This is a genomic window from Campylobacter canis (assembly GCF_045504005.1).
Taxonomy (GTDB): Bacteria; Campylobacterota; Campylobacteria; order Campylobacterales; family Campylobacteraceae; genus Campylobacter_A; species Campylobacter_A canis.
This window is the reverse complement of record NZ_JBJJXH010000032.1, coordinates 1-278: the sequence shown is the minus strand read 5'-3', so window position 1 is coordinate 278 and position 278 is coordinate 1. Positions and strand designations below refer to the sequence as shown.

General features: G+C 45.0%; 2 tRNA genes. Both read right to left on the bottom strand.

Annotated elements, in window-relative coordinates:
* Nucleotides 1–73 (bottom strand) — tRNA-Val (locus tag ACHJH3_RS11280).
* A gap of 39 nt (nucleotides 74–112) precedes the next feature.
* A tRNA-Glu gene (locus tag ACHJH3_RS11275) sits at nucleotides 113–188 on the bottom strand.
* Between the last annotated feature and the right edge of the window lie 90 nt (nucleotides 189–278).

The window sequence follows — 278 nt, the reverse complement described above, 5'->3', positions numbered from 1 at the left end:
TGGTCGCTATAAGACTCGAACTTATGACATCCACCTTGTAAGGGTGGCGCTCTACCAACTGAGCTAAGCGACCGAAATTAAATAACAAAAAGCTCAAATTTTAGCTTTTTAATGGCGACCCTTAGAGGATTTGAACCTCTGTTGCTACACTGAGAGAGTAGAGTCCTGGGCCACTAGACGAAAGGGTCACAACCCCAATAAAAAATGGTGTCCTGTGCTGGACTCGAACCAGCGACCCCTTCATTAAAAGTGAAATGCTCTACCGACTGAGCTAACAA